The following is a 21,143-nucleotide window of genomic DNA, read 5'->3' on the forward strand; positions in this document are numbered from 1 at the left end:
AACCGATACTAGGGTACATAGTTTTGCCATACCTTGCAACCTAACTTGGCAGCAAATATCTAGATATCTAGATATTTATATTATCGGAGGTGCATCATCATGAAAAAAGATTTATTTTCTCCCTATGAGCTGAAAGGCTTACAAATTAGAAACCGCATCGTCATGGCGCCGATGTGTCAATATTCAGTAACAGCTAAGGACGGAAAACCTAATGAATGGCACTACGTCCACTATCTCACGCGCGCAATCGGAGGCACCGGCCTGCTTATTATGGAAATGACGGATGTGCATCCGGATGGCCGCATCACAGATCATGATTTGGGTCTCTGGTCTGACGATCATATCCCTGCGTTTGCCAGAATCATTGACGGCGTTCATGCGCATGGTGCAAAAATCGGCATTCAAATTGCTCATGCAGGCCGCAAAGCAGAGGACGCGGAAGTTCCTGTCGCTCCGTCCGCTATCCCATTCCCGGGTGATGCCTACAAAATTCCGCGGGCGTTAACGACAGATGAGGTACGCGACATCGTGAAACTGTTCGGCGACGCGGCCCGCCGTGCGGTGCAAGCAGGCGTAGATACCATCGAGCTGCATGGCGCTCACGGTTATTTGATCCATCAATTCCAGTCGCCGCTAACGAATAAAAGAGACGATGTCTATGGGCAAAATCTGGCCCAATTCGGCGTGGAAGTCATTCAAGCTGTGAAAAAAGAAATGCCTGCCGACATGCCGCTTATTTTCCGTATTTCTGCCGTTGAGTACGCGGACGGCGGCTATGATATCGACCACGCCATCGAGCTCTCCAAAGCGTATCAAGCCGCAGGCGTCGATGCGTTTCATGTGAGCTCAGGCGGGGAAGGCCTTGCCGGGCAACGGAAACCGGGCAACTCCCCCGGTTATCAAGTGCCTTTCGCGCGTCAGATTCGCGAAGCGCTGCAAGTGCCGGTCATCGCCGTCGGCCTGCTGGCGGATGCGGAACTGGCGCAGTCCGTCATCGCTAACGAGGATGCGGATCTTGTCGCCATCGCACGCGGCTTGCTGCGCGATCCTTATTGGGCGACGCATGCTGCCGTGCAGCTAGGGCATGAGCATCCTTATATCCCGCGGCAATATCAGCGCGGGTACTGAGTTCTTGGCCGGCGCCGCTGGTATGTTGTACTTTGTACAACGTAATGCTTGGATTTCGGCGCCTTCGCTCCTCTCCGTTGTATTTATTACAACGTAGAGAGCGTAAAGGCGCTGATTTGGGGTGTTTTAGCTGAAATGGTTGTACTTTCTACAACATAATGCTTGGATTTGGGCACTTTCGCTCCTCTCCGTTGTACTTTTTACAACGGAGAAAGCGTGAAGGCGCTGATTTTGGCCGTTTTAGCTGCAATGGTTGTACTTTGTACAACGTAATGCCTGGATTTGGGCGCCTTCGCTCCTCTCCGTTGTACTTATTACAACGGAGAAAGCGTGAAGGCGCTGATTTGGGCTGTTTTAGCTGCAATGGTTGTACTTTGTACAACGTACCACCTGGATTTAGGCGCCTTCGCTCCTCTCCGTTGTACTTATTACAACGGAGAGCGCGTCAAGGAGTTGATTTTGGCCGTTTTAGCTGCAATGGTTGTACTTTCTACAACGTACCACCTGGATTTAGGCGCCTTCGCTCCTCTCCGTTGTACATATTACAACGGAGAGAGCGTGAAGGCGCTGATTTGGGCCGTTTTAGCTGAAATGGTTGTACTTTCTACAACATAATGCTTGAATTGGGCGCCTTCGCTCCTCTCCGTTGTACTTTTTACAACGGAGAGCGCGTCAAGGAGCTGATTTTGGCCGTTTTAGCTGAAATAGTTGTATTTTCTACAACGTAATGCTTGGATTTGGGCGCCTTCGCTCCTCTCCGTTGTACTTATTACAGCCAGGCTGCGCGGCTAGCAGAACGGAACTACAGGCCACTATTCCGGTGAATAGTGGGGTCATGACAGCTCTTGGGGAACTACAGGGCCTTATTTCTTCACATTTGGCTGGTTTTTAGCCAAACATGAAGAAATAAGAGCCCCCAGTTCCCCTCCGCGCGCAAAAGGGCGCATTTCGATGAAATAGCGCCATGGAGTTCCCTTCGCTGAATGCACGCTTCGCATTCAGCGCCGCTGAAGGGCTTGGCGGTGAGGTTCAACCTCACCGCCAAGCCCAAGTTTGCGAAGCGAAGCTTACGCGCCCTCTTGGCAGAGTCCTCCCCAAACACCAAAAAAGACAGTGCAGGAAACAACACCTGCACTGTCTTTTTCATCAAATCAACTTCCTTACCTTACGGTACAGCAGCGTTAATAACCAAGGAATCGCTACAATTAGCACCAACACGATCGCATTATACGCATGAAAGAGCACAATAGAGCCCGGCGTATGCACTTTATATTTCCACAGAGAAAGCAGCGCTGGATGCATCAGATACACGCCGAACGACACGGAGCCGAGTGAGACAAAGAAGCGGCCGACTGGCGCTGCTTTTTGCAAAAGCCATTTGCCTACCCAAATGAAGCTAATGCCGATTCCGATGCTATACAGGAGCCAAAGCACCTCGAACCAAGTATTCTCAAACGTATATCCTTTTAGGCCTAGCAGATAAAGTCCCGTATAGACAAGGCCGCTGAGGATCGAAGCCGGAATGACCCAGCCTTTGTTTCGTTCCAGCCATGCGCGAAATGCCCCGTAGTTCATGCCGATCGCGCCTCCGATAAGGAAGTAAGCAAAGTAGGTGATACACAGCTCCGGCTTGTGGTCGATGGTCCCGAACCAATGGCTGTATATGTACACGCCAGCTTGAATCGCCAGCCCCCAAAGCGCCAGCGTTTTGCGGAACCAAGCCGCATTTCTCACTGCCCAAACCAACAACGGAAACAACAAATAAAATTGCACGATAATGATCATAAAATACAAATGATAGCCGGAATCCGCCCATTTTAGCTGCTCCAGGAACACACGTGGTTCCAGCTTGAAGGGATGCCCTGGCGTCCATAGCCACGGATTATAAATATAGTAGAAAAACGACCATACAATATAAGGAACAAGAACCTGCCTGACCCGCTTCCAGTAGAAGACGCCGGCCTGCTTGGCGCTCCAATTATCCGTATAAATGTAGAAAAGCACAATTCCGCTTAAAAAGATAAACACGGGAACTGCAAAATAACTCATTTTGTTCAAAAATAAGACGAGCAACTGCGAACTGCTGCCCTTCAAAGTCGGATCTACTGTCCAGTCTGCCGTGACATGGATCGTGACGACAGCTAGGATAGCTATCGCTCTGACGATATCCAGCTCCGTGATTTTTTGTTTGGCCATATCGGTTTCAGGTCCTCTTTTCGTATTCAACAATCCCTTTTACTATAGACAGTTTCGACACATTTCGCAACTTTTTAGATGACTTTCTTTTCTACGCAAAAAGCCCCTATTTCATTGAAATAGGAGCCTTCCAAGCGCTAAACGGAATACGTCTCTTTCGCCCTGGCCGCTTGTTTGCGGGGACGTACAACAGCACGTAAAACAGTTAAACCAATCAAGAGGAGCGCAGTAGTCACATACATCGTTTTGATCAGGATGTTCGAGCTATCCGTCCCTATAAATACCCCATGAATCAGGGCTAACACAAAAATAGGATACGATAGCAAATGGAAAGCGAACCAAAGCTTCTTCTTCAGCTTCTGACGGATATCGGTCGTGAAAATCAACAACAGCAAGCCATACAGTGCTATCGAGCCGGTACCACTCAATACCGCAGAATGCTTGGCCGCGAATGGAACTAGGATCTCCTTCCAATCATACGGCATGAACGTATCGATGACCAAAAGCACGGTATGCAGTAAAGCTAAGCAAGTACCCAAATGATTCGCATATGTATGCGATCGAAGCAACCGCGCCTTCGTTTGACCCTTCCACTGAGGAAAGCTATACGCAATGCCCAGCGCCATCCCCACGAATAGACTGAGATAAGATAAGATGCCAAATACGCGAATCAACATCCAAATGGGTAAATCTAGCAGGATTTGAATCAATTTTACCCCTCCTAACCTTTTCAAACATATACATAGTCTGCTTCAAGCCCTAACCATTGACCCTTGGATCCATTCGCCGACGGCTTCACATGATGGAGAGTTCCATCCTCTGTAAAAATAAGAGCTTCCAACCGCTGCGCATGGCGCTTAAAAAGAGGTAGTCCATCTTCCAGCCCACGAATGCACATGACCTTAGCCCAAATTTCGCACTCAACCAAATGCTCCCCCACGACAGAACACTGAATCACGGATGAGCGACTAGGCTTCATCGTATTGGGATCAATGAGATGATGCATGCTGCCTCCGCTGTTCCGCCAACTTCTCTTTTGTGTGTTCGAGGTAGCAACTGACCCATCTACTAGCAGGAGGAGAAGTTCATCCAACCGATGTATACGACTGCTATTCGGTCTATCAATAGCAATTACCCACGGCTCCATGTCTGAAGCGCCTCCCCATACTTCAACGTCACCGCCGGCATTCACGAGGCCTCTTTGCATTTGCCGCTCGATGCGTAGTAAATCTGATAACCCCTGAACGGTCCAGCTTTTTACAATGCCGCCTAAATCCATTTGCTGATTAGCAGGAAATCGTACGGATGACATCGCCGTGTCCAGATCTATCTGTAACCGATCCTTTGGGAAAGGCAGCAGCGGAGGGTTGCATATTTCTGCGAATTCATCGTCATTTGCTATCGTTTCGAAACTACGTTGGTAACCAGCATGCTCTAGCGCAGGAAGAATGAAAATATTAAACACTCCCTCCGTAACTTCAAAATAATGCTGGCACAGCTCAAGTACATTCGCCATTTCATCCGATATCATACAACGGCTTCCTGAGTTCCTATTAAGCAGGGAACATTCGCTTGATGCCAAAAACCTGCTAAACCGCTGTTCTGCCTTGGCAAAATAAGACTGAATAAGCGGCTCAAATTCAGACATCTCACGGCTTGCAGCCAATATCACTTGAATTTGCGTGTTCATCGAACGAAAGCTTGATTCCTGGAGCATAACGGCCATCTCCTTGTTTTATGAAGCTTGACTTCTAGTATGTGCTTTCAACTGCGGCTGGGAAGATTCGGAGCTTCCTGTGGAACCTGAAGAGCTTGATGAGCCTGATGATCCGGTGGAGCCTGTTGATCCTGTGGACCCTGTCCCCGCTGCCATCCGGTCATGGTTTCTTCCCCGACGGACCGGCGTATTTTCCGCCACCCGATTGTTGGGGGTTTCCTTCTGAGCCGTTACCGTAGCAGTTTGATCCTTGGATAAGGCAGCTGTAGAGACTGCCGATAGAAACTGCGGACTTTCTTTCACTTCTTGAAATAAATAGAAGAGGAGAACGCCCACGACCATCCCAATCTGCCATTTTGTCCATTTGGACTTTTTCATTCCTATCTCTCCTCCTAACGAATGGCCTGATCATAGCTTCATTATATTTGTTAGCTGGTTCACTTGCCTGAGCATAGCCTTAACAAAGACTGAAACTTAACTGAATCCATAACACTTCAACCCTGATATACAAAAAAAGGCTATCCAGGTGTAAGTAGATCAACTACTTCTTCCTGAATAGCCTTACATTTATCTTCTATTTGAAGATCTTCTGTTTGAGCATCTTTCTTCTACTGCAACATCGCTTGCAACGGCTCTGCAATAATGCGCTGCACATCCTCAAGCACAACCGATAAACGGCGTTCCGCATCAAATAACTGCTTAATCCCCGGATTCAGAGCAAGTACGTCATACAGCTTCTGCAGCTGCTCCATCTCCTCTTCAGGCGGCATCTCGCCTACAGCCATTTTCTGTTGAAGTTCATTTTGACGCGAGCGAAAATCTTCCAATAAGTTTTTGCTAGATGCATCCTGGTTAATCTTCGAGCGAATCTCCAACATATCCTTGTATTCGCTGCTTTCCTTAATCGCTTTTGCCAGCTCATAAGCTCTATCGTGTACGTTCATTTCCATGACCTCCTAATTTAACCCAAACGCGGTTGGGCTCTTCCTCCAAACAGTTTCGACGACATACCAAGCACCAAGGTATATATGTCCTCATATGATGGAGTAGTTTACTTTGCTTAAACAGCAATGCCATTTTTGATGCTGGAAGGAGTGTTCGCTATTGACCAGGACGAAAGTCGGAATATCCATTCAAGGCACCAGCATCTATTTGGATGATCGGACCGTTGTTCTAAGTGAAGCCATTGCAAGAAAATGGAAAGTTCCGTCCAATCAATCGATGACTCTGCGCTTCGGCTCTGCCAAACAGGATGTCAAGGTCGTCACCGCCGCTACATCGAACAGTTTACGGTTCAATCCTGTCCTCGCTACCAAGATCGGTATTCATCAAGGGGCGCAGCTCAATATCCATTATAGGCAAAATGTGGGCACTTTGTCGATTGGACCTTTAATTGGCGTGATGATCAGCCGCGTTTATTCAAGTTCACACGACCGCCCATTTGGTGCGATTACCGCTTTTTGTAAAGAAATGACCGACGCATGTGAACGTTATGGGGCTGTTGTCTGCTTCTTCCCACCTGGTGAAATGCAAGCGAATGCCAGTTCCATTTCCGCGTATGCGTATGCCAATGGTTCCTGGAGCAAAAAAACGTTTCCGATCCCCAATGTGATCTACAACCGGCTTACTTCGCGTAAATACGAGAACTTGCCGAATGTTCAACAATTTTTGAAAGATGCCAAGAGCCGTTATGGAACCGAGGTCTTCAACGAGAAATATTTGAACAAAACGGAAGTGTTCGAAGCTTTGCGCAAAGATAGTTCCCTTCATGGGTATTTACCGGAATCCTACCTCTTCAAAAATTATCAAATGTTAAAATCGATGGCCTCCCGCCATCCCGTTCTATTCCTCAAACCAATTACCGGCAGCTTGGGAAAAGGGATTATCCGTATTCGCCGAGAGCCCGGTGACGTCTATACGTGTCATTATACGAATCTAACCGGCGTTCGCAAACAAACGTTTCCTTCCCTTTCTGCTGTCTTTCAAGCGATATCCGGCAAACTCAAGACCCAGCGCTATCAGCTGCAGCAAGGACTTGATCTCATCACAACAGACGGCAGATCGATTGATTTCCGTTCGCTTGTCCAGCGTGGGGCCAAAGGTGAGTGGGCTATCACCTCCATTGTCGGCCGCATTGCCGGATCTCAGCATTTCGTCTCCAACCTTGCACGAGGCGGAAGTCTGACCAATGTCGTGGGCGCACTTGCCAAAACGCCGTTTTCTTCTGCCACTCGTGTCTCTGTAACGGCTCGTTTGCGCAAGGCCTCTATCGACATTGCCAAAGGGATTGAAGCCCAAATCCCGAGTCATTTTGGAGAGCTGGGGATCGATCTTGCTGTAGATAAAATGGGGAAGGTCTGGTTGCTTGAGGTAAACTCCAAACCTTCTAAGGATGATAATACGCCATTAAATACGGAGAAGAAAATAAGACCTTCCGTGAAACAACTCGTGCAATACGCCAAATTCTTAGCAAAGATTTGAGGTGGAACTATGCGGTTAAGCACCAAACGTCCCTTGCTCGGGATTATGGTCACAGAATTGAAACGGGAACTGCCTTTTGCCAGCTCAGGCTTTTATAAGCATCTGACTTATTATGGCGCCCGTGAAGGTCTGGACGTCGTCGTGTTCTCACCGAATCGCATCGATTGGAAAGGGCGTACAGTACAGGGTTACACCTACTTGACGGAAACGAAGGAATGGGTGGCCAAACTCGTTCCGCTGCCCTCACTGATTTATGATCGATGTTTCTTTAGCAATAAACGCAGCTATGAACAGTATCAATACCATGTGAGAAAGCTGCGCGAATCACCCCTAATACGCTTCCTGGGCTATGGACTGGGAGGAAAATGGGAAGTTGATCAAATTTTGCAGAAAGACCGCATGATCAGCCGCTACTTGCCTGAAACGAACTTGCTCACAAGCGGCAACATTCTTAGAAATTGGTTTCAAACAAGGGAAGATGTGTTTCTTAAACCACAGGGCGGCAGTCAAGGAAAGGGTGCCCTGCATCTTCACAAAGTAAACACAATGAACGGAAAAAGCACCTACCATATCAAAGGTCGCAATGCTCAAAACGGGCTTGTCGATCATGAGTTTCATGATTTCTATTCCTGCTGGCAATGGCTGCGCAGCTGTATCGGCACCAGGCCGTATCTGATGCAAGAATATCTGCACCTGCATTCTTCAGAAGGAATGGCTTACGATATTCGCTCTCTCGTCCAAAAGAACGGTTCCGGCATATGGGAAAGCACCGGCATGGCGGTTCGTGTCGGCAAACCTGGCAGTGTGACTTCCAATCTGCATGGCGGAGGAAGTGCTGAAGAGGTTTCCGCCTTTCTAACCAGGGAATTCGGAGATACCAAGGCTAATGAGCTCATAGCCACACTAACCATGCTCTCGAATCGAATCCCCCCGCTTCTAGAAACCCATCACGGACGATTGGCTGAGCTCGGTATCGATCTTGGGATCGATACGTGGGGGCGCGTCTGGATTCTCGAAGTGAATTCCAAGCCAGGCAGAACGATTTTCGCGCGCATGCGCAACGAGAAAGCACGGTTGAAATCCATAGCTAACCCTATTTATTATGCTGGATATTTGCTGCACAAAAAGCTGAGTTAAGCTTGGAACAAGTTTAGGAGGGTAACCTAATGAGTTTGACAACGTGTATGCTCCACGCCGTACAACGAACAGATAGATCGGTCTACTTAACAAGTGAGGTCGTCAAAGCTTTACGGTTAACCGGTACCAAATCGATTACTGTAAAGGTCGGCAGCAAAACAGCCACCCTACCGATCCGCCTGATTAAAAAAAGTGGCCAGCATATGTACATTCCGCTTTCTTTGATGGCTTCTCTGCGAGTTCCTCGCTCGGGGAGCGTAATGGTCGCGAGCGCGACAAATAAAGAACTGCGTATCGGACCGCTCATCGGCGTCTTAACAAATATTGCAGGCGGTTCATCTCCGTTTGGTACAAAAACCGGGTTCATCCGTCAGGTTCTAAATACAGGTTCGAACAAATCTTTTATTTTCGCTTTCAGCCCGAAAGGGGTCAATTGGGTACAGGAAACCGTTACAGGGATCATTCCCAAAGAAGGCGGAGGCTGGATTCGTAAAACGTTCCCGCTGCCGGATGTCGTCTATAACCGCCTATCCAGCCGTATAGCAGAGAAGTCGGCCGGGATGGAGGGCTTTAAGGACCGTTTTGTACGCAGAGGCATCCCGCTGTTTAACTGGAGCTTTTTTGACAAATGGGATGTGTACAAAATGTTAGCTGGCGACGATGCTTACAAATTCGTTCCAGAGTCCAAAATTAATCCATCTGCGGATCAAATTAAAGAAATGCTCGACAAGCATAAATTCATTTATTTGAAACCAACGGCGGGCAGCTTGGGCATCGGTATTTTCCGGGTGACCTATAACCCGAAACGCGGTTATTTTGTTCGCTACCGCAAAGGCGGCAAAAACGTGCTCATCCGTTATGGAAAATTCGAAGGGCTTATGCAAATGCTCGGGACTGGACGGGGTCGTCTATCCAATTACGTGGCACAGCAAGGCATCCGCCTAATAGAAATTGACAACTGCCCTATTGATTTCCGTTTCCACATGACGAAAAACGGCAGCAACAACTGGGTTGTCGCCGCCATCGGGGCCAAGAAATCCGGCAAGGGCAGCGTAACCACCCATATCCGCAACGGTGGTCAATTAATGACGCCAGAGCAGGTGCTTCGTCAAATCTACGGCAGCCGTGCAGAGAGCGTGCTTAGCAATGCCAAAGAAACGGCGATCAAGCTCGCCGAAGGCATCGAGAATAATTATAACCATTTGCTCGGAGAGCTCGGATTCGATATTGGTATCGATCAAAATGAGAAAATCTGGATGTTTGAAGCCAATGCCAAACCAGGCAGATCGATTTTCAAACACCCGTCATTGAAAGAAGGAGACCTGGCTACTTTACAAAATATTTATGAGCACTGCCTGTATTTAAGCCGATTCCGTGCTAGGAGGGAAAACTAATGGCTTTCTTCCTGCACAACAAAGAGCAGAATCCGAGGCTGGCCATTCTCACCGTTAAGGACAGTAATCGCGTATTTCGAGGCAATTTACACAATTTCCTTGATCTCATTCAGACCGGTGAGCGGCTTGGGGTTGATGTTTATGTCGTGACCACCAAGGATTTCAACCTATCAGGCAATGAAATTCACGGTTATCGCTACAATAACCAAACCAAAAAATGGAGCAGGGAACTCGTTCCCGCTCCTCAAGTCGTCTACAATCGCATTCCTTATCGCAAAATGGAAATGAAGCCCGAAGTCCAACAAACGATTCAAGCTTGCAATCGCAGCTCCAGCGTTCATTTATTCAATTCTTCCTTTTTTAACAAATGGACCTTATTCAGTTGGCTTAATGGAGCCAAAGATAGCAAGCCCTATATGCCCGATACCAAACAATTAAGTTCAGCTGACGACCTGACTTCCCTTTTGCGCAAACACGCCGTATTGTATTTGAAACCGGTGAAAGGCAAAGCGGGAAAAGGCATTATGCGGATTGACCGAATAACAACGAAGGGCAGTCAAACGCAATACCGGCTAAGCCGTCAGGTAGATAAGCAAATGACTTACAGTGTGCATCATTCCACTTCCGAACTTTGGAACGAATGGAATCGGCACCGCGGCTCCAACGAATACATTGTTCAGCAAGGCATTGCTCTAGCAAGGTACAAACAGCGGGCTTATGATTTGCGCGCTCTCATCCAGAAAACGTCCAAAGGAGAATGGAGCGTGTCAGGCGTCGGCGCACGTGTAGCGGGGAAAGCGAGCATCACCACGCACGTTCCACGCGGCGGTTCGATTGATGATCCGTTCAAGCTGCTCTCACAGGGTTTTGGACCCAAAGAAGCAAAAAGCATACTAAAACGAGTTGAAACAGCTGCCGTCACACTCGCGACTCAGATTGAAAAATCATCCGGCAATCAACTTGGCGAAATGTCGATGGATATTGGCGTCGATGTTGGAGGCCATATCTGGTTCTTCGAAGCGAACTCCAAACCAATGAAATTCGACGAACCGAAAATCCGCAAAAAATCACTTGAACGTATTATTCGTTATAGCCTTTATTTAATTAATAATGGAAGAAGAAGGTGATTATGCTTGTCTTCACAACGACTGGGCGTACTCGCTATCTATTTAAGCAAAACTCGGCTCGAAGAACTCTCTTACTTTCAAAAGCTCAGTAAAGAAGGTAAAAAGATGGGGGTTCAAGTCGAAGTTTTCTCGCCGACCGATGTCGAAGCTGACAACTCGGTGCGCTCATTAACCTACGACGCTACCTTACGCAAATGGGTTCGCCGCCGCACATCGATGCCGCCTGTCATTTATGACCGTTGCCGCTACAAAGCAGCTGCGAACTATCAAATGCTCAAAGCATTTCGCAATCGGCATGCAAAGCTGATCTTTCTGAGCAGACCGCTGGCCAATAAATGGTCAATGCATCAAATTCTATCTGAAAATGAAGGCATACGCCCCTTCCTGCCGGTTACCGTGCGATACAGCACCGTGCAGGAGCTGCTGAAGTTTACAAAGAAGCATTCGCTTGTCTATGTCAAACCGAAAAACGGTACAGGTGGAAGAGGCATCCTGCGTATTGAGCAGCTGGGTCCCGACCTGTTTTTATTGCAAGGAAGAAATCAGCAAAGAACCATCATCGCCCCTTACCGCGCAAGCGAAAAACAGCTGTCAATCAAGCTGCATACGCTAAAGCTGAGCCCGGACTATGTGGTTCAACAAGGCATACAGCTTACGCTGAAGGATGGACGCGTGCATGATTATCGGTTGCTGATTCAAAAAAACGGCCGCGGTGAATGGGAAGTAACCGGCTGTGCGGGCCGCATCGGTCCTCACCGCAGCATCACCTCGAACCTGCACGGAGGCGGAAGCGCGGTTTCGCAAGATAAGCTGTTAGCATACCGTTTCGCTTCACCTGAGAAAACGGAAAGCATTAAGAAAGAAATGAACAACTTCGCCTATAAACTGGCAGAGTTTCTAGAAACGAAATTCGGCAAGCTGTGTGAGTTGGGCATGGATATTGCCGTAGATCCGAAGGGAAATGTTTGGCTGCTGGAAGTCAATCCCAAGCCTTCCCGGGAAGTATTCCGTAAGATCGGCGAAATCGCCACCTATCAGAAGGCGGTTTCACGCCCTCTCGAATATGCCGTCTGGATGCTAAGGCAAAACACTCGAAGAATAGAATCGCCTCCCGGCGATGCATCCAATGAAAGTGATTAAGCGCGCAATCGGAAGCAGCAGCATTAAGCTGTAAGGAGCTTCCGATTTACATATTGCCCCATCGAAAGAAATGTCGAAAGATCATGGACGCAAAGCTCCTACGCCCACCGCTAGATCCTCCGTCATAGGCAGATTATGTCCTTCCTTGGCAGCCCCTGTACCTGTACATGCCTCATCGCATGGGAATTCTACGAAATAGTGTACTGTAGTTCCCGGATAGTGTGCCCACACCCACACGCAAAAAAAGGCTCCAAGCCCGTCACAACCCGAGCTTGAAGCCAATCTTCTGCCATGCATTTACGTCCCAGTAGCTACCTTATTAGCACCCGCATCCACAACATCCGGGTCCAGCGATATCGTCGCGCTAAATAGAACATTAGAAACGGCGAAATCTCCTGTTATGCCTCCACCGCTTCCGGAGTACGTTTTGGCTGCGCTCGTCGGAGCAATCACTAACGTATCACCGTTCACCAGGCTTCCTTCGTTCCTTATAATGTTGAAAATCCCTACAAAAGAAGGCATTCTAATCAGCACCTTTATCTGTCAATGTGCTATAGTGTATGCCCAGACGACCACGTTTGCGACAATTTCATCTTAAACGTATTCCAGCAGCTCAGCAAAGCTGCGAATTCGAATGTGCGCTCCTTCGAGCTCCCCCGCTTCCCGGAAGCCGGCATAATCGCAGGCAGCTACAGTCAGATTATTTTTAAGTCCTGCCTCCACATCGGAGGAACGATCTCCCACCATCCACGCGGAGCTGATTTGATGCGTGTCGAGCGCTATTTTAACCAAATCCACTTTGGATCTGGTTTGATATTTCCCCGCACTGTACAGGTCCTCAAATAAAGGGGACAAGCCCATCGCCTCGGTCACATGACCGACGTAGTCCTCTAATCCATTGCTCGCCACAAATAAGCGGACACCTTTGTCCCGCAAAGCCTGTAAGGTCTCTGCCACACCATCGTACAATTTCCCCTGTCCTTGCTTCAGCGCTTCCATTTGAAAATGAAGCAACAGTTCATCAGCGGCTTGACGCGCTTCCACTGATGATTCCGGCATAACTCGCTGCCAAATATGTTCAAGCAGCATGCCGAGCGCTCCCAGAATTCTTTCTTCCGGCGGCGTCTCTCCCGTGAAAAGGCCCTTCTCTCTGAGCACATCAAATGTCGCATGATAAGCGGGCAATAGAATCGTCTCGGTTTGAAATAACGTGCCATCCATGTCAAAAAACATAGCCTCAGGTAAGTTTCTCTGTGTACTCATCTTCAAGCTCCTTCACCATCATGAATTATATAAAACGTGTAATGATCTAAGTTAAGAATGGCAAACATACCCATGTAAGTCAATGTTCATATTTGGGAAAAAGCCTGTTGCCGAGACTAATGAATTCAGTTATGATTGAAATGAGTAGAATTAATATTAAAAATGATATTTTTATGCAAAATGATTTCATAAATCATGCATCTAATGCAAATAACTTGTCCATGAGAGTGAGGAACACCCCTATGAATCTTCATATTTTTCAAAATCAACAAGAACTTAATGAGGCCGGAGCCGGTATTATTACATCCCTTGTCCAAATGCAGCCAAAAGCTGTTCTTGGCTTAGCCACTGGCGGTACGCCTGTAGGTATTTATGAAGAGCTGGTGAAAGCCTATGAGAAGGGCCGCGTCAGCTTTAAAAATGTCACTTCCTTTAATCTGGACGAATATGTCGGCTTGCCGGTAGATCATCCAGAAAGTTATCACGCTTATATGCAGCAGCATTTATTTGCTCATATTGACTTGCCAGCCGCTTCAGCTCACCTTCCTAACGGAAATGCGCCTGACCTGGAAGCGGAATGCTCCAGATTTAATGAACTTCTTGAAGAAGCTAAGCAGATTGATTTGCAAATCCTTGGCCTTGGCCATAACGGACATATTGGCTTTAACGAGCCTGACGATTCACTGATCAGCGGGACGCATCTCGTCGAATTGAAGGAAGAAACCCGCGAAGCGAATGCGCGTTTTTTCAACTCAATTGAAGAGGTTCCGACTCACGCTCTAACGATGGGCGTAGGCACAATTCTCAAAGCCAAAACGATTCTGCTGATCGTTCGCGGTGCTGACAAAGCTGAAATCGTGCATCGCGCGCTTACAGGACCTATTACAACCGAAGTCCCGGCTACTCTGCTGCAAACTCACCCACACCTTGTCGTTCTGTTGGATGCTGAGGCAGGGAGGTTGTTCGAATGAGCGAACTTGTCATTACAGGTGCCAGGATCGTTACGGAACAAGGCGTCATCGAACAAGGTGTCGTTCATCTAAAAGATGGCGTTATCGCTTCCGTCCAAAGCAGCTCAGCGTGGAATTCCAGCACGGCTGATCCGGCTGCTGAAACCGTCGATGCTCGCGGCAGCTGGTTATTGCCGGGCTTCATCGATGTTCACGTGCATGGCGGGTATGGCGCTGACTTCATGGAAGCCAGCCCCGAAACGCTTGATACCATTACACGGTTTCACGCGAAGAACGGAACTACCGCCATGCTGGCTACGACAATGACGCAAACGCATGAAGCGATTGACCGCGTCCTTGGCGAAGTCAGCCGCTACATGCAAGAACCAATGCCATATGCGCAGCTGCTTGGCGTGCATATGGAAGGCCCTTTCATCTCGCCGAAGTGGGCTGGCGCGCAAGATCCGAAGCTGATGCTGCCACCGCAGCTTTCCTGGCTGCAAGACTGGCACGAGCGCTTTCCGCAGCTCGTGAAACAGCTTACCCTCGCCCCTGAGGTCGAGGGTGCTCATGAGACGATCGCGTGGCTGCGCGATCACGGCATCGTTGCCGCGTGCGGCCACACCGACGCTTCCTACGCCGACATTCAGTCGGCGGTTGGCGCGGGGCTCTCGCACGCGGTGCACACCTTCAACGCGATGAAGCCGCTGCATCATCGCGAGCCCGGAACCGTCGGTGCGGTCCTTACCGACGATCGCATCAGCGGCGAAGTCATCGCCGATGGGCACCATGTGCACCCGGCAGCGATTCGCCTGCTGGTGAAGACTAAGCAGCCGGATGGCCTGCTGCTGATCACGGATGCCATGTCGGCCGCAGGGCTTGGCGACGGGCAGTACGATCTTGGCGGGCAAGCCGTTACCGTCCAATCGGGCGTGGCCCGGTTGACGGAAGGGGGCGCGCTCGCCGGCAGTACGCTGACGATGATCGATGCGCTCCGTTTTATGGTGCGCGAGGTTGGGGTCAGCGTGGAAGAAGCGAGCCGCTTCGCGAGCGGCAACCCGGCGCGGTTGCTGCAGCTGCAGGCGTCGCACGGCTCGATTGCGCAAGGCAAGCAGGCTGACCTGCTCTTGGTCAGCCCTGAGCTGGAGCTCGAACGCGTGTGGATTCGCGGTAAGGAGCTGCAAGCGTAACGCAGCTTCCCAGCGCGGTATTTCTGTTCCAAACATTCAAAAGAGAGCCTGTCCCTCGGTCATTCGATGACTTACGAGACAGCCTCTCTTTATTTTTTTGCAGGATATTCCCTATGTTTGTCGAAAAAGCTTAATAACGCAAATAGCTGCTTTTTCCAAGAAAGGATCTCATCATCCCTATGCTCTATTTGATCAAAATCGCCTACACGTTATTGTTTCCCCCAGGGATTGTTATTTTGCTGCTCTTCTGCATTGCCTTATGGCTGCAGCAAAAAAAAGAGTACATAGGTACTCTGCTTATCGGGCTGGCCGTCCTTCTCTTGTACGTTTGCTCCATGCCCTATTTCAGTAACGAGCTCCTAAATTCAATCGAACGAAGATACACCCCACCGGCTCAGGTGAGCGGTGATGTGATTGTCATGTTGACAGGCGGCGCGACGCTTGACACACCAGACCCTTTAACCAAAGGCGAAGGATATTTGACAGGGAACACAGCTGCCCGTGTGCTGACCATAGCGGAGCTGTATCGCAGCACGAAGCTGCCCATCCTCCTCTCGGGTGGACAAGTTTTCACGGACTCCGGCAATGAATCGCAAATTTCCAAACGTCATCTTATCGCACTCGGCGTTCCTGAAGCATCTATTTTTCTGGACGATACGAGCCGTAACACAGAAGAAAATGCGCTGCATACCCAAGCTATGCTAACGGCTAATGGCTGGCAGCATCCGATTCTCGTGACATCTGCTTTCCACATGGCCCGCTCCGTCAAGCAGTTTCAAAAGCTCAAGGTGGATGTAACTCCTTATCCAACCGACTACATTTCGCAGGGTCAGCAGGCGCTTGGTATAAGTAAATTCATTCCTTCTGCCAGCGGATTGTCCAATACTTCAATCGCCTTGAAAGAGTACTTAGGCTTATTAGCGGCTAAGAATTAGCTTTTCCTGTAAATGACTAGCCATAATTTTATTTCCTTCAGCGTTTGGATGCAGGTGGTCTGGCAGGTGGTCCACATAGGCTTCACCAAGAATATCCAGACCATCTACATAAGCAAGATTTGTATCCCCGTAAAAAGTTAAAAGATTCACCGCTTCCTGAATTTCCTTCCTCATTATAACCAGGTTCATTCCTACTAAGTTTTCACTTGTTTCCCTGTGCGGGCAATAAATAGGAGAAATTAAAAGCAGGGGCGTGCTCCGATGCTTTTCCCGAATAATCGATACCATGCCAATAATCGCTGAACGAAACGTACGGATATTTAACGTGTTACCTCCCATCACGTTAATGCCGAGGCACATGGAAATAATGTCAGCGGGAAGGTCGCGGATGATGCGAGCGACCATTGGTTCCAAATGACATTGTCCCGCATATCCCATACAGGTTAAGTCCCAACCTTTGTTGCGTGCTACGATTGCCGGCCAAGTCAGAGCGGGGCTTTCTGCTGATCGGCATTGTGTGATCGAGCTTCCATAAGTAATCCAGCGGGGTTGATTGCTGGGCAAGGGAGCCGCTGATGCCCCCTCATCGACTTTTAGTGCTTTCACAATAACAGCTGCTTCTTGTGACAGATAAACTTCAATCCTCTTCATGCTGCCTCTTAAGTTTGTAAATAAACAAATTTCCTCTCCTGCAAGAAGCGTTTTGGTAGCAACGAGTTCATCTTCAATCACGATGTCAAACCGTATCTCTTTATCCGTTTTTGCGACATGCAGCTCCACTGAAGTGGAATCGCTTTGAAAAGCAACTCGAACCCCCGCGGTTTCCCCTGCCGTCTCCACTAATTTAGTTGCGAATAAGCCGAGCTGATCATATGGCAATCGCCATGGCCGGTGTCCAATTTCCGTCGTTTCTATTGAAACGACTCCCCGAAACCATTGTTTATTTAGTTCAATCGTTTGCATGCTTCCAATCACCTCTTTATAAATAGGCCAGACAGGAATTCCTACTCTGCCAATGTGGGGGGATCTCTATATATGGGAACTGTGGGACGTTATTACGGCTAAAAGCTGAAATGCTGGAGCGCTAGCGGAACTACAGGGCCTTGTTTCCACAAAAACTGCTGAAATTTCCCAGCAAAAGGCAAAATAACGTCCTGTAGTTCCCTCTACCTCGCCATATTGACACTTTTGACTCGAATAGCCCCCTGTAGTTCCCTCCGCGCGAAACAGCCGGGCTAAACAGGAAACTCCACTCCAAAAGCATGATTAAAACAAAAAGTCGCGATTTCCGCGACTTTTTATGCAATCATTAAGCCAAGGGTGCAACGGGATTTACCGGTTTATCCTGCAAAATATCGCCGCTCTCTTGCATCCACGAAGCCATTTCGGAGGCAAGCTGTTCGATAACCCTGGCATTTGCCGGATCTGCCGATACATCTTGCGTTTCCCAAGGATCGTTTAGTAGATCGAACAACTGGATGCGTTCCGTTCCTGTGTTCGTTTCAGGAGAGCGATAATAACGAATCAGCTTCCATCTGCCATCCGTTACCATCCGCTGGACATCTCGATAAATAGCGCCCACGATATTGCGAATAACGTCACTTTCCCCTGCAAAGATAGGACATAGACTAATACCTTCCGTCTCCTCCGGCAGTTCGACGCCGCATAGGCCGGCAACGGTAGGAAAAATATCGATATTGCTTGCCAACGCAAGCTCCTGCTTGCCCTTCGGCATCCCTGGTCCCCTGAATATAAGCGGGATTCGAACACTGTGATCGTATAGGTTCTGTTTGCCCATCAGTCCGTGTTGCCCAACCGCCAAGCCATGGTCGGCGGTATACACGAACAACGTATCGTCAAAGATGCCCTTAGCCTTCAGCGCTTCGACGACTCTGCCGATTTGTGCGTCCAAATGGCTAATCATGGCATAATAATCAGCGATATGCCCACGAATCTCGTTTTCGTCCCTCGGCCATTGGGCAAGCTTCTCGTCCCTAACCGTCATATCGCCGGTATCGAATGGATGCTCGCTCACAAAGTTGGGAGGCAGCTGAATATCGGATTTGTCGTACATGCTGGCATACGGCTCCGGCGCGGTTCGTGGATCATGCGGCGCTGTATAAGCCACATACAGGAAAAACGGCTGATCCACCTGGTAATTCTCAATAAAGTTGACGGCAGCGTCCGTAAACAGCTCCGTTGAGAACGTATGTTCCATATATTCATTTTCCTTGGGATAGACCCCGGTCACGTCGTAGTCGTACACAGGAACACTCGTATGTTCGCTCATACCGTGAAACGCCAGCTTATCCCCTCCCCCGAAACTTCGGGCGAAGCTTGCTTTGTCGTTATGCCATTTGCCGATTGCATGCGTCAGGTAACCGGCATCCTGCATCGTTTGCGGCATGAGTCGAACATCCGGACGAATCACGCTCGAATGCTCCCGGTTCTTCATGTCTTTACCGATCATCGCCCGGAAGATCGGGATGCCCGTATGCACACACGCTCTGCTTGGTGCGCAAACCGCCCCACTAAGGCCGCCGAATATACGCGTGTTACGGCATGATGTCCCGTCGGCGGCCAACGAATCCAATACCGGCGTCTTTACCGTTTCATTACCGAACGCGCCAATTGCTTCGCCACGATGATCGTCCGCTATGATAAACACAACATTAGGTTTACCTGGTGAAGGTTTGCCGATTGAAGGTTTACCGGGTAAAGGTTTATCGTATAAAGGTTTACCAGCTGAAGTTCCTTCAGACGAAAACTTCTTCGTATTCTTTTCTTTCATCTTTTACCTCACTCTCACGGGACAGATTTGATTCCGAGTTTGGTTACTTTTTCGATTTATACTGGGTGTAAGCTTGCTGATAGATTTCCAAGTAGCGTTTAATGTTCATTTTGTCCAAAGTGCTCAAGTAGTTGTTCCACTCTTTATCAATGTCCAGCGACCCTGTAACCGTTTTTGCAAAAAATTCCGTTCTGTAGTCCGTAAGCGTCTTCTCAATCGTAGAAAGCTCTTCCGCTTGTTCGTTGGTGAAGAACAGTGGCGGTACAATTTTGCTCGGATCGGTGGCATATGGCTCGTATTTTTTCGTCTCATTATACAAAATAAGTTCAAGCGAATTTTTCGGATCCGCTACTACGCTTAATCGCAAATCGTTTGTTCGCAGCGACGGCCCCGCCTGTGCCCAGTGGATGTTTTGCAGTTTGCCGAACGTGGCAATAGGTTTCCATTTTGCCGGCTTCCCGTTAATGCCAAGTTCACCTTGCGCCGGACGCACCCACTCCTGATCAGGACGGCCCTGCGTACTGCGCAGTGTTGCTTCTTCTGAAAGCAGCAAGTCGGCCATACGGAATGCGGCAGCTGGGTTTTTCGCCTTATTGGTAACGACGTATTGACCGGTAGATACCGCATATGGATTGTACGCCGTTGAGCGTATACCTGACGGCCCTTTGAGTGGCGGTACGGAGACGTAGTCTTTGAATCTCGGGTTATCGACATCGACAAATACCGTTTGGTTTTGTGAGGCAATAGCTCCTGCGATTGGGATCTCCGGGTTCATTCCCATTTGTTTCAACTGGTTTCTATCTTGTGTAAACGTTTGCGGAGAAATTAAACCTTCAGCAAACAGCTTATGAAGATACGTCAGAGCTTCCTTCCACTCCGGTTGATTATAGGCAACTTGAACTTTTCCATCCTTAACAAAACGCAGGTTGAAATCCTTCTCGATAAACGGACTGGTCAGAAAAAGGTCCAACGTCGAGGAGGGGCCATTCGTAGCACCAACAAGCGGGATTTCATCTGCTTTACCGTTTCCATTAGGGTCTTTTTCTTTAAAAGCTTTAAGCACTTGATAAAACTCTTCCGTCGTTTCCGGCATTTTTAATCCGAGTTTATCTAGCCATGGTTGATAAATCCACATTTTTTGACCAAGCGAGCAGTGGTAGCAATCATTAACTTGAGGAACCGAATAAATTTTTCCATCCGGCATCGTAATCAAATCTTTGACATAGGTCACCTGCTCGAACATCTTCTTCATTTCCACACCGTATTTATCAATATACGGATTCAGTGGGATGAACACGCCATCCTTACCGTAAATGGACTGTTGAATCGGCGATACGCTCATATTAAGCAGCACGTCCGGATAATCCCCGCTTGCGAGTGAAACGTTAAGCTTCTCTGCAAATGTTTTTTCAGGAGCGACTTCCCAATCGATATGAATGTTCGTTTTCTCCTCCAGCCACTTGGTGAACTCGTTCGTTGCAAAGTTTTCGACAATGCTGGAGCCTTTGACCATGACCTTAAGCGTCGTCTTTTCTTTCGTAATCGGGAATTCGCCCGCTGGCGTCACTTGATCGTCCATACTTGCTTCCGTCTTTTGGGCAGTATCCTTGGGTCCGCTGTCCGCACATGCGCTTAGAAGCGCTAGAGATGCCGTAATCGCTACTAAAGCCGTTAAACCTTTTTTCATGTAAAAG

General features: G+C 48.6%; 22 protein-coding genes. 10 read left to right on the forward strand and 12 right to left on the reverse strand.

All coding sequences use genetic code 11. The annotated features are described in order from the left end of the window. Window positions 1-99 precede the first annotated feature (99 nt). Window positions 100-1,128 carry an NADH:flavin oxidoreductase/NADH oxidase gene (locus GON05_RS25315; RefSeq protein WP_157322966.1) on the forward strand — a complete coding sequence of 343 codons (1,029 nt, stop codon included), beginning with the start codon at window positions 100-102 and terminating at the stop codon, window positions 1,126-1,128. Window positions 1,129-1,491: 363 nt separating this feature from the next. Then, complete coding sequence (locus GON05_RS25320) at window positions 1,492-1,743, forward strand: hypothetical protein (protein WP_185157246.1); 252 nt, start codon at window positions 1,492-1,494, stop codon at window positions 1,741-1,743. Window positions 1,744-1,999: 256 nt separating this feature from the next. On the opposite strand, the gene GON05_RS25325 is transcribed toward GON05_RS25320, so the two are convergent. The 6 genes from GON05_RS25325 to GON05_RS25350 form a co-directional block, all read right to left on the reverse strand. Next, window positions 2,000-2,275, reverse strand: a complete 276-nt coding sequence (locus GON05_RS25325) for a hypothetical protein (RefSeq protein ID WP_157322970.1) — start codon at window positions 2,273-2,275, stop codon at window positions 2,000-2,002. After that, window positions 2,275-3,324 (reverse strand): acyltransferase, encoded by a 1,050-nt coding sequence (locus tag GON05_RS25330; RefSeq protein WP_157322972.1) that lies wholly within the window; start codon window positions 3,322-3,324, stop codon window positions 2,275-2,277. Before GON05_RS25330 ends, GON05_RS25325 begins: the two co-directional genes overlap by 1 nt. A 137-nt stretch (window positions 3,325-3,461) precedes the next feature. Then, the gene (locus tag GON05_RS25335; protein WP_157322974.1) at window positions 3,462-4,034 is read right to left on the reverse strand and encodes a ferric reductase-like transmembrane domain-containing protein; all 573 of its coding nucleotides are present in this window, start codon (window positions 4,032-4,034) and stop codon (window positions 3,462-3,464) included. Window positions 4,035-4,054: 20 nt separating this feature from the next. Continuing rightward, window positions 4,055-5,041 carry an FAD:protein FMN transferase gene (locus GON05_RS25340; RefSeq protein WP_157322977.1) on the reverse strand — a complete coding sequence of 329 codons (987 nt, stop codon included), beginning with the start codon at window positions 5,039-5,041 and terminating at the stop codon, window positions 4,055-4,057. Between the two features lie 18 nt (window positions 5,042-5,059). Continuing rightward, the gene (locus tag GON05_RS25345; protein ID WP_157322979.1) at window positions 5,060-5,419 is read right to left on the reverse strand and encodes a hypothetical protein; all 360 of its coding nucleotides are present in this window, start codon (window positions 5,417-5,419) and stop codon (window positions 5,060-5,062) included. A gap of 230 nt (window positions 5,420-5,649) precedes the next feature. Further along, complete coding sequence (locus tag GON05_RS25350; RefSeq protein WP_127458097.1) at window positions 5,650-5,985, reverse strand: YlbF family regulator; 336 nt, start codon at window positions 5,983-5,985, stop codon at window positions 5,650-5,652. Window positions 5,986-6,145: 160 nt separating this feature from the next. Here GON05_RS25350 and GON05_RS25355 point away from each other — a divergent pair, with 160 nt between their 5' ends. The 5 genes from GON05_RS25355 to GON05_RS25375 are packed head-to-tail and all read left to right on the forward strand — an operon-like array spanning window position 6,146 to window position 12,320. After that, entirely contained in the window at window positions 6,146-7,522 is a 1,377-nt protein-coding gene (locus tag GON05_RS25355; protein ID WP_157322981.1) for a YheC/YheD family endospore coat-associated protein, read from the forward strand. A 9-nt stretch (window positions 7,523-7,531) separates the two neighbouring features. Then, on the forward strand, window positions 7,532-8,659 hold the full coding sequence (locus GON05_RS25360) for a YheC/YheD family endospore coat-associated protein (RefSeq protein WP_157322983.1): 1,128 nt from the start codon (window positions 7,532-7,534) through the stop codon (window positions 8,657-8,659). A gap of 29 nt (window positions 8,660-8,688) precedes the next feature. Further along, window positions 8,689-10,053 (forward strand): YheC/YheD family endospore coat-associated protein, encoded by a 1,365-nt coding sequence (locus GON05_RS25365; RefSeq protein ID WP_157322985.1) that lies wholly within the window; start codon window positions 8,689-8,691, stop codon window positions 10,051-10,053. Further along, window positions 10,053-11,180 (forward strand): YheC/YheD family endospore coat-associated protein, encoded by a 1,128-nt coding sequence (locus GON05_RS25370; protein ID WP_157322986.1) that lies wholly within the window; start codon window positions 10,053-10,055, stop codon window positions 11,178-11,180. The genes GON05_RS25365 and GON05_RS25370 overlap by 1 nt, the downstream gene beginning before the upstream one ends. Window positions 11,181-11,186: 6 nt before the next feature. Then, entirely contained in the window at window positions 11,187-12,320 is a 1,134-nt protein-coding gene (locus GON05_RS25375) for a YheC/YheD family endospore coat-associated protein (protein ID WP_157322988.1), read from the forward strand. An 81-nt stretch (window positions 12,321-12,401) separates the two neighbouring features. On the opposite strand, the gene GON05_RS25380 is transcribed toward GON05_RS25375, so the two are convergent. The 3 genes from GON05_RS25380 to GON05_RS25390 all read right to left on the reverse strand — a co-directional run bounded on the left by GON05_RS25380 (window position 12,402) and on the right by GON05_RS25390 (window position 13,583). Then, window positions 12,402-12,617 (reverse strand): hypothetical protein, encoded by a 216-nt coding sequence (locus GON05_RS25380; protein WP_185157247.1) that lies wholly within the window; start codon window positions 12,615-12,617, stop codon window positions 12,402-12,404. Further along, a complete protein-coding gene (locus tag GON05_RS25385; protein ID WP_127458104.1) occupies window positions 12,618-12,842 on the reverse strand; it encodes a spore germination protein in 225 nt (74 codons plus the stop codon). A 72-nt stretch (window positions 12,843-12,914) separates the two neighbouring features. Continuing rightward, on the reverse strand, window positions 12,915-13,583 hold the full coding sequence (locus tag GON05_RS25390) for an HAD family hydrolase (RefSeq protein ID WP_157322992.1): 669 nt from the start codon (window positions 13,581-13,583) through the stop codon (window positions 12,915-12,917). Between the two features lie 242 nt (window positions 13,584-13,825). On the opposite strand from GON05_RS25390, the gene nagB reads away from it, so the two are divergent. From nagB to GON05_RS25405, 3 genes are all read left to right on the forward strand, one after another. Next, window positions 13,826-14,554 carry a glucosamine-6-phosphate deaminase gene (gene nagB / locus GON05_RS25395; protein ID WP_157322994.1) on the forward strand — a complete coding sequence of 243 codons (729 nt, stop codon included), beginning with the start codon at window positions 13,826-13,828 and terminating at the stop codon, window positions 14,552-14,554. After that, the gene (nagA, locus tag GON05_RS25400; protein ID WP_157322996.1) at window positions 14,551-15,723 is read left to right on the forward strand and encodes an N-acetylglucosamine-6-phosphate deacetylase; all 1,173 of its coding nucleotides are present in this window, start codon (window positions 14,551-14,553) and stop codon (window positions 15,721-15,723) included. Before nagB ends, nagA begins: the two co-directional genes overlap by 4 nt. Window positions 15,724-15,902: 179 nt before the next feature. Beyond that, the gene (locus tag GON05_RS25405; protein ID WP_157322998.1) at window positions 15,903-16,658 is read left to right on the forward strand and encodes a YdcF family protein; all 756 of its coding nucleotides are present in this window, start codon (window positions 15,903-15,905) and stop codon (window positions 16,656-16,658) included. Here the strand turns inward: GON05_RS25405 and GON05_RS25410 are convergent. The 3 genes from GON05_RS25410 to GON05_RS25420 all read right to left on the reverse strand — a co-directional run bounded on the left by GON05_RS25410 (window position 16,641) and on the right by GON05_RS25420 (window position 21,136). After that, a complete protein-coding gene (locus GON05_RS25410) occupies window positions 16,641-17,621 on the reverse strand; it encodes an SGNH/GDSL hydrolase family protein (RefSeq protein ID WP_157322999.1) in 981 nt (326 codons plus the stop codon). The genes GON05_RS25405 and GON05_RS25410 overlap by 18 nt on opposite strands. A 346-nt stretch (window positions 17,622-17,967) precedes the next feature. Beyond that, complete coding sequence (locus GON05_RS25415; RefSeq protein WP_157323001.1) at window positions 17,968-19,449, reverse strand: sulfatase family protein; 1,482 nt, start codon at window positions 19,447-19,449, stop codon at window positions 17,968-17,970. 43 nt (window positions 19,450-19,492) lie between these two features. Continuing rightward, complete coding sequence (locus GON05_RS25420; protein ID WP_157323003.1) at window positions 19,493-21,136, reverse strand: ABC transporter substrate-binding protein; 1,644 nt, start codon at window positions 21,134-21,136, stop codon at window positions 19,493-19,495. Between the last annotated feature and the right edge of the window lie 7 nt (window positions 21,137-21,143).

The organism is Paenibacillus anseongensis (assembly GCF_009757995.1).
Classification (GTDB): domain Bacteria; phylum Bacillota; class Bacilli; order Paenibacillales; family NBRC-103111; genus Paenibacillus_E; species Paenibacillus_E chondroitinus.